A 9,538-nucleotide genomic window follows, 5' to 3' on the forward strand; every position below is an offset into this window, starting at 1 on the left:
ATTACGGATTGGAAGGACGGGTTTACGGGATGAATTTTCAATCGGCGCGTATTGCCTGCGAAGCGGTAAACGTATATTTACAATCAAATCCAGGAAGACGGAAATTTGTTGCCGGATCCATCGGACCTACCAACCGGACAGCCTCCATGTCGCCGGACGTCAACCTTCCGGGATTCAGAGCAATTACTTTTAAAGAATTATACCAGGCATATCATGAACAGGCCAATGGTTTACTGGATGGTGGTGCCGACATTCTGATCATCGAAACCATCTTTGACACACTCAATGCCAAAGCAGCCATCAAGGCTATCCTGGATATACAGGAAGAAAGAGGGATTGATATTCCCCTGATCGTTTCAGGAACCATAACAGATGCCAGTGGCAGGACTCTTTCCGGTCAGACCCTGGAAGCCTTTCTTTATTCTGTTTCCCATGCTAATCCGCTTGCGATTGGTTTGAACTGCGCCATGGGAGCCAGAGAATTAAGGCCGTATATTGAGGAATTATCCGGTAAAACACCCTTTTTCACCATTGCATATCCAAACGCAGGGCTTCCCAATCAGTTCGGAGAATATGATGAAACACCGGAGGTTATGGGAGCCTATATCCGCGAATTCATGTCGGATGGATTTGTGAACATTATCGGTGGTTGTTGTGGAACCACGCCGGCTCATATCAGAGTATTTGCAGAACAGGCAAAGATGTTTACACCCAGGTTAGTTCCACGGCCCGATTATGAATTGCATTTGAGCGGCATGGAAGCCCTGGCAGTCTTTCCTGGAAGCAATTTTATCAACATAGGCGAACGAACGAATGTATCGGGTTCAAAACGTTTTGCCAGGCTTATCAGGGATAAAAAATACGAAGAAGCACTTGAAATTGCCCGCCAGCAAGCAGAAGGTGGCGCACAGATCATTGACGTCAACATGGATGACGCCATGCTTGATGCCCGACAGGAAATGACGGCCTTCCTGAATATGCTGGCTTCTGATCCTGATATTGCAAAGGTGCCTGTCATGATAGATTCTTCAAAATGGGAAGTATTGGAAGCCGGTTTGCAATGCCTGCAGGGAAAGGGAATTGTTAACTCCATCAGCCTGAAGGAAGGGGAAACCGATTTCCTGGAAAAAGCCAGGACTATCAGAAAATACGGCGCCGCCATGGTAGTGATGGCTTTTGATGAAGAAGGCCAGGCTGTTACTTACGAAAGAAAAACCTCTATCTGCCGGCGGGCATATGAACTCCTGACCGAAAAGGCCGGAATCCCGCCCCAGGATATCATCTTCGACCCGAATATCCTTACCATAGCTACCGGGATGGATGAGCACAACTCTTATGCTGTCGATTATGTCCGGACAGTAAAATGGATCAGGGAAAACCTGCCTTTTGCAAAGGTAAGCGGAGGCGTCAGCAATCTATCCTTTTCTTTTCGTGGCAATGACCTGATACGGGAAGCCATGCACAGCGTCTTCCTTTACCATGCCGTTAAAGCCGGTATGGATATGGGCATCGTGAACGCCGGCATGCTGCAGGTTTACGATGAAATTCCGGCCGAACTCCTTACACTTACGGAAGATGTTGTTGTAAACCGTCGTAAAAATGCTGCTGAAAGACTGCTGGCCTATGCCGGTAATCTTGAAGCCGGCCCTCAGGAAATCCAAAAAACAGCGGAGTGGAGAAAGGAAAATGCAGACGAAAGGCTTAAACACGCTCTGATCAAAGGTATTCCGGATTATATTGAGGAAGATGTACTTGAAGCAAGGGAAATACATCCTAAGGCATTGGATATCATTGAAGGACCCTTAATGGAAGGAATGAACACCGTTGGAGACCTCTTTGGCTCCGGTAAAATGTTCCTTCCCCAGGTTGTCAAAAGCGCACGCGTGATGAAAAAGGCTGTGGGAGTCCTCCTTCCTTGGCTGGAAGCAGAAAAGGATAATACAAGCGGACAGAGATCTGCAGGGAAAGTGCTTCTGGCTACTGTGAAAGGCGATGTGCACGATATTGGTAAAAATATTGTCGGAGTGGTTCTGGGATGCAACAACTACGATGTGATCGACCTTGGGGTTATGGTTCCTGCCGACAGAATATTGATGGAAGCCCAATCACATAATGTCGACGTTATCGGCCTGAGCGGGTTGATCACTCCTTCCCTGGATGAAATGGTGCATGTAGCCTCGGAACTGCAACGGCGGGGATTCAGCAAGCCCCTGCTAATCGGTGGTGCCACTACCTCGGAGATCCACACTGCCATAAAAATAGCCCCTGTATATGACCACCCTGTGATACATGTCAGGGATGCTTCCAGAGGCACACAAATCCTGAAAAAACTCCTCTCCCCTGCCGATAAGGTCAAGTTTGCCGAAGAAATTCGAACACGCTATGAAAGACTCAATGATGAGTACACTCAAAGAATGAAAGGAAGCGAATACATTTCCATACAGGATGCCCGGAAAAACAATTTTCACTTTGATGAAAATCCTTATTCTCCAACGGTTCCAAGTGTTCCCGGGTTAACAATATTCCAGGATTTTCCTTTGCAGGAACTGCGGCAATACATCGACTGGACCTTCTTCTTCCATGCATGGGAATTACCAGGAAAATATCCTAAAATATTTCAGGATCCCGTAAAAGGTTCCGAAGCACAAAAGCTTTACCATGACGCCAACTTACTTTTGGACAAGATTATTGAGAACCATTTGATCAGAGCATCCGGAGTGGCGGGTTTGTTCCCAGCCAACTCGGAAGGAGACGATGTGCTTGTTTTTGCTGATGAAAGCAGATCACCGGTGATCTCACGGCTTTGCTTCCTGAGGAACCAGGAAAAAAAGAATACCGGTGAAGCTAACCGTTGCCTGGCGGATTATATCGCACCCCTTAATTCCGGAATTAAAGATTACGTAGGGCTTTTCGCTGTTACAGCCGGGATTGGGACTGAAGAACATGCCGCGAAAATGGCCAGGGAAAACGACGATTATTCGGGGATCATGTTAAAAATTCTTTCCGACAGGCTTGCCGAGGCTTTTGCTGAAGCATTGCATGAAAAGGTAAGAAAAGAATTATGGGGATATGCCCCCAACGAACAGTTAAAACGGGAGGAGCTTCTCAGCGAGTCTTACCGAGGCATCCGTCCTGCCCCGGGATATCCTGCATGTCCCGACCACACGGAAAAAGCTAAGATATTCAGCATGTTGCAGGCAGAACAGATGGGTATCCGTCTGAGTGAGAACTTTGTAATGATCCCGGTGGCTTCCGTTTCAGGATATTACTTTTCCCATCCTGAATCCAGATATTTCAATGTTGGAAGGATAGGAAAGGATCAACTATCCGATTATGCCGAAAGAAAGGGCATGAGTTTATCAGAAGCGGAAAAGTGGCTTGGTCCTAATCTGAATTACAAATAAGATTTGCATGAAAGTCATAGAGGCAATACAAAAATCAAACGAAACACTGTTCACCTTCGAGATACTTCCCCCACTAAAAGGAGAAACTATCGAAAGCATCTATCGCACCATAGATCCGCTTATGGAATTCCAACCGGCTTTCATCGATGTGACCTATCACCGGGAAGAGATATCTTACAAAGAACATCCCGGAGGCAGAATAGAAAAGAAGACTGTGAGAAAGCGCCCGGGAACGGTAGGAATATCTGCCGCGATTAAGTTTAAGTACAAGGTTAACGTGGTACCTCATATTATCTGTGGTGGGTTTTCCAGGGAGGAAACAGAAAACGCCCTGATCGACCTGCATTTCCTGGGAATACACAACCTGCTTGTTATTCGTGGTGATAACCTTCCGGGAGAAAAGTTCTTCCGTCCGGAATCCGATGGCCACGTATATGCCGTTGATCTGATCCGCCAGATCAGGGACCTGAACCGGGGACAATACCTGGATGAAGAACTGGTCAACTCCGATCCAACATTCTTTTCCCTGGGAGTCGCCGGCTATCCTGAGAAACACATTGAATCACCTAACCTGCAATCCGATATCCGATATCTCAAAGAAAAAATTGATGCAGGCGCTGAATATATCGTAACCCAGATGTTTTATGATAATAACGACTTCTTTAAATTTGAAAAGAAATGCCGTGAAGCCGGAATAACTGTCCCTATTATCCCGGGTCTAAAACCGGTTTCTACCAAAAGCCAGCTTAAAACCTTACCCCGTACCTTTAATATTTCTATCCCGGAGGAACTGGAAAAGGAGATAGAAGCATGTCCGGATAATCATCACGCCAGGCAGGCCGGGATAGAATGGTGCATCTCACAGTCGAAAGAACTTATTCAACATAAGGTCCCCGTCTTACATTATTTTACCATGGGGAAGTCGGATAATATCCGGGAGATAGCTAAGGCTGTATTTTAAAGTTTATCCAAAATGCCTGCATCATAATGCGGATTAAATCTGTTACTTTTACACAATAACCTGATGCTCTAAAAACATGGGAAAAGTAAATTTCCCTGAGAAAGAGAAATGGCTTGAAATATTAGCTGTTCTTTTAACAGGAATTCTAAAATTTGTTTTGATGGACGAATTCGGTTTCAGGTTGCTTTTTATAACCGGTGCCTGTTTGTTCTGGTTATTGTTTATTCTGACCAAGTATATAAAAAATCCCAAAGTTCTTAGTCGATGGGGATTTCGTAAGCATGACTTCCGAAAATCGATGCTTGCTCTCTTGCCTTATGCGCTTATTTTTGTCGCAGGAATCATAATCTACGGACTGGCATCCGGTTCAGCTATTGTAAACTGGCATATTATTCCGGTTTTGATATTTTACCCGATTTGGGGAACCATACAGCAGTTTATGACCGCGGGCCTTGTTGCCGGAAATTTAAAGACCATTTCTACCATAAAAATCTCCGATTCACAGATTGGTTTACTCACCGCTCTGCTTTTTTCACTGGTCCATTATCCAAGTGTTCCATTAATGCTTTACACTTTTATTATGGAATACATTTTTATCCGTGTTTATTTTAAATGGGGAAACTTATGGTCGCTTGGGCTTTATCATGGTTTGGTTTCAGGGATTTTTCTTTCATTTGTTTCAGGAAGGGATCTTTGGAATGAATTATTGGGGAGTTCTGCATTTTCTTTCCTGCATTAACAACCCCAGAAATTTAAATGTGGAAGAATCTTCTTAAATCCGTTCCTTTTTTCAATCGGGAATGAATATAAAACAGTATCCCTGCCACTGGTAATACTGATGCCATAACCAGTAAACTCCAGCGCAATACGACATTATTTCCCAGATACAGGGATATGAATAATTCTGAAACAATACAAAACAATCCACATGCAATTAAGGAATAGGAAATCAGATTGAGTTGTTTTAGTCTTGCTTTCCGTATGATATATATCAGAATAAATAATATAAAGTAAAAAGCAAGAAGCAATGGAAGTCCGAGTTGCAATCCCCATCCATAACTACCTGTGTAAGCATCCAGAAGGATTAACAGCATCGCAAGAGAAAGGAAGCTTCCTAAAAGCAGCAGGACACCATTTTTAGGCCATAAACAAATTAGTGTTATGTTTATTAATAATGCTGCACAAGCTGATACGGAGAATTTTGACCAGGTAAGATTAGCAGATATTATAAGATCTATGATCATTGGGATCAGTATCCCTGAAAGAAGAATAATTCCGGATATTTCCCAAAATATTTTCCGCTTTTGCACTGCATTTAATTTCTGAAAATCCGTTAATGGTTTGCCTTCCTGTTTATGTTTTCTCAATCCTGCAGGATGTCTGTTATCATTTTGGTCTGGCATTACCGGTTCTCCGCAAAGCGGGCAATAATTCATATTGTTTTCAAGTTCGACACCGCAGGATGTACATGTTTTCATTTATCTACCAGTTTATTGTTGTCATAATGGGTTTCAATCCCCTGATCCCTTAAATACTTAAGAAATTTATCCTCAAGAACAGTAGATTTCGAAATATTCCCAAAACTCAATACCAGGGAATCACGAAAACCAATGATTCCACAACTGATTTTCAGCATTCTGTTCGGAGGAGGGGGGGTAAATACAAAATAATCAATCATATTTTCCATTTCCGGAGGAAAGGTTGGTTTTCCCATATTGGTAACCACACCACTGTATTGACTAACACCACGGGAATAATATTTCTGTCTTAAAATCAAACTCTTCAGGAATAAGGGCATGCTTCTGACGTAGATTTTTTTCTCACTGCCTACATTTTTGGAAATATTCTTATTGATTAGCTTTTCATCGGTTTCAAGACGAATCTGATGATAGACTGTCTTAATAATCTCATCAAAAGTATAATGTCCCAGTCTCAGGTCAATTTCCGGCATTACAAACAATGAAAAGTTACGCATAGTTACCGAAGGAAATAAGTTTCTCAGATTGACCGGGACCTGTATGCGGATCGTTTTATAGCGTTTAAATCTGCTTAAAATACCCGTTTCCTTATATATTTCCTGAAGAACAAACAAATATACTGAAACAAGATAATCATTTATACTAACACCCTTGCCGGCAGCCTGATTCCGTATATCCTCAAGGGACAGGAATACCTGCCTTGTTGTGAACCTGGGTGCGGTTTGCAACTGAAAAGGCAGATGGAAAGCTTTTGATCGTTTGAACATTGGAGGAATGTCCTCCTGAAAATAACGATTGAAAGAATCTTCATATTCTTCTTCAAGGAGAGTGTCATCAGGATTTACACATTTAAAACCGGCAGGAAGGGAAATTCCGGATTTTTGGAAATACAGAATCAGAAGGGTTCTTAAAAATTCAAGTGCACCGGTACCATCTGTTAACACATGCGAAAACTCTGCCGAAATACGGTTTTGCGCAACAAGCAGGCGTATTAACAATCCTTTCGTGCCGAAACTTCTGCAAGGCATTGTATCATCAGCTTTAACAGGGATATGCAACGATGTCTGTTCCAGGTAATACCAAAAGAAACCTTTTTTCAACTTCACCCTAAAGTAAGGAAATCGCTTTTCGGCGATGGACAATGCTTTCATGAACGGCTCTATCCTTACAGGGTGTTTCAGCACAACAGTAATTCTAAAAACAGCCGTTACCTCTTCATTCATAATGGCAGGATAGATTTTGGCAGCGTTATCCAACGGATACCAAAATCTTGTCGCATCATTGATATTTACTCCTTTACTATCCAACTTGTATTTTGCCTGGATTCTGAAATTCTTATTAAATTCAAAGTTACGAATAACTCATCGGAAGACAACTTCCTGCAAACCAATAAAATCATCCTGATACACTTAAAACTTAACTTTCCATATTCCACAGCCCTGACATACTATTTCGTTGATGTAACAAATAGCAAAGTATTTACTTTTTGGTTCATTTTTTTATTTTGAAGGGGTATATTTTCTGATTTCCGGAACTAATAGATAACTTCAGGATCAGATCTGATCATGTTTATAACTTTGATCCCGGGTTGCATGGATATTTTAATATTTATTAATTTGCAGGAATATGAAAGAGATCCCAAATGAGCAGCTTAAACTGGCCAGGGAGTTCGTTGAAAGTACAGGCCATAATATTTTTCTCACAGGAAAAGCAGGTACAGGAAAAACAACATTCCTACATAACCTGAAAAATAGCTGCATTAAGCGTATGGTTGTGGTAGCTCCCACAGGCGTTGCTGCTATCAATGCCGGAGGCGTGACCATACATTCTTTCTTCCAGTTGCCATTCGGCCCTTATTTACCAGGATTTATCAGGGAAAGGAAAGAGGATGACCCGGAATACCACAGGCAGAAATTCAGTCGTGACAAGATAAGAATCATGCGATCACTTGACCTCTTGATCATAGATGAAATAAGTATGGTGAGGGCAGATTTACTGGATGGTATTGATGAAACCCTCCGTCGTATAAGGAACCGGGCGCAACCCTTCGGTGGAGTGCAGTTGCTGATGATCGGAGATATGCAACAGCTGGCTCCGGTCGTAAAAGATGAGGAATGGAGCCTGCTCAGGAATCATTACGATACGGCATTCTTCTTCAGCAGCAAAGCATTGCAAAGCACACCCTTCGTTACAATTGAATTAAAACATGTATACAGGCAGACAGACGAAAACTTTATACAGCTCCTGAATAAAGTACGATCAAACAAGCTTGATGACGATAGTCTGAACAAGCTAAATGCACGATATTTAACAGATTTTAATCCCGGAGAGGATGGCTATATCATTCTTACTACCCATAATGCCAAGGCTGCCAATATCAATGATGGCAAACTGGCTGCATTAAAAACACCTGCTCAGACTTTCCTGGCTGAGGTAAATGGGAATTATCCCGAATACAATTTCCCAACCCTTCCTGAACTATCCCTGAAGGTGGGAGCACAGGTTATGTTCGTAAAAAATGATCCGGATCCGGAAAAACTTTTCTTCAATGGCAAGATCGGTAAAGTTGTGGATATGGAGGAAGATACAGTAATGGTACAATGCCCTGAAGATGAAGACCCAATTGAAGTTCACCCGCTGGAATGGCAGAATATCCGGTACACCCTTAATGAACAAACCCGGGAGATCACTGAAACTGTAGAAGGAACCTTTACACAGATACCTCTCAAACTGGCCTGGGCCATTACGGTGCATAAGAGCCAGGGACTTACTTTCGACCGGGCTGTGATCGATGTAGAGGCCGCATTCGCTTTCGGTCAGGTTTATGTTGCCTTGAGCCGTTGCAGGACACTCGAGGGAATGGTTCTCAGTTCCCGGATACAGAGAGGGGCAATAAAAACAGATATGACCATCAACCGGTTCACCCAAAGTATTGAAGAGAATCCACCGGCGCGTGAGCACCTCTGGGAAGCTCAGAAGCAGTTCAGGAAAGAATTGCTTATGGAGTTATTTGAGTTTCAACACTTCCTGATGCCTTATCGTTATCTGAATAAAACCATCAGAGAAAATGCCAAATCACTTAAAATGACCAATATTCCGGATATCAAGGGTTTTATCGACCATCTGGAAAACGATACTATCAAAGTGGCTGAAAAGTTCCGACATCAATTACTCTCCATCCTGCAAGAGGAAAAAGACACGCAGCCAGGTGAATTTTTGCAGGAAAGGATCAGGAAAGCCAGCTTGTACTTTACCTCGGAAATCGATAAGAATATCCTGGCCCCGGTTTCTGATATTTCTTTTGAGAGCGATAATAAACAGGTTAAGAAAAAAGTGCGGGAAGCAATGGAAAAGCTTCTTTATGAGGCCAACTATAAGACAATCTGCCTTAAGGCCTGTGAAAAAGGGTTCCACATGAGTAATTATATAAATATCAGAGCAAAAGCTACATTGGATGAAGTGAGTTTAAGGACAAGACGTAGCAGAAAAACCGCTCCCGAGGGAGGAAAAATAAATCATGAATTGTTTGGGATACTCAAACGATGGCGCGATCTGAAGGCTGAAGAACTGGGGTTGCCGGTGTATATGATTTTGCAGGTTCAATCGATTCAGGATATATCCCAGGTTATTCCACGGAATGAAAAAGAACTGAAAGAAATCCGTGGTTTCGGCAAAAAGAAACTTGAATCTTTTGG

At 42.7% G+C, this 9,538-nt stretch carries 6 protein-coding genes; 4 read left to right on the top strand and 2 right to left on the bottom strand.

Translation table 11 applies throughout. The features are described from left to right. The 3 genes from metH to KKA81_12345 all read left to right on the top strand — a co-directional run. The coding region (gene metH, locus KKA81_12335; protein MBU2651714.1) for a methionine synthase at nt 1-3,404 on the top strand (3,404 nt) is incomplete at its 5' end. Nucleotides 3,405-3,411: 7 nt separating this feature from the next. Then, nucleotides 3,412-4,365 (top strand): methylenetetrahydrofolate reductase [NAD(P)H], encoded by a 954-nt coding sequence (gene metF, locus KKA81_12340; protein ID MBU2651715.1) that lies wholly within the window; start codon nt 3,412-3,414, stop codon nt 4,363-4,365. A 76-nt stretch (nt 4,366-4,441) separates the two neighbouring features. After that, on the top strand, nt 4,442-5,104 hold the full coding sequence (locus KKA81_12345) for a CPBP family intramembrane metalloprotease (protein MBU2651716.1): 663 nt from the start codon (nt 4,442-4,444) through the stop codon (nt 5,102-5,104). Between the two features lie 13 nt (nt 5,105-5,117). On the opposite strand, the gene KKA81_12350 is transcribed toward KKA81_12345, so the two are convergent. Further along, nucleotides 5,118-5,843 carry a zinc-ribbon domain-containing protein gene (locus tag KKA81_12350; GenBank protein ID MBU2651717.1) on the bottom strand — a complete coding sequence of 242 codons (726 nt, stop codon included), beginning with the start codon at nt 5,841-5,843 and terminating at the stop codon, nt 5,118-5,120. After that, nucleotides 5,840-7,150, bottom strand: a complete 1,311-nt coding sequence (locus KKA81_12355) for a hypothetical protein (GenBank protein ID MBU2651718.1) — start codon at nt 7,148-7,150, stop codon at nt 5,840-5,842. The genes KKA81_12350 and KKA81_12355 overlap by 4 nt, the downstream gene beginning before the upstream one ends. Nucleotides 7,151-7,469: 319 nt before the next feature. Here KKA81_12355 and KKA81_12360 point away from each other — a divergent pair. Then, a partial coding sequence (locus tag KKA81_12360; GenBank protein MBU2651719.1) for an AAA family ATPase occupies nt 7,470-9,538 on the top strand: 2,069 nt, incomplete at its 3' end.

It is taken from the genome of Bacteroidota bacterium (assembly GCA_018831055.1).
Taxonomy (GTDB): Bacteria; Bacteroidota; Bacteroidia; order Bacteroidales; family B18-G4; genus M55B132.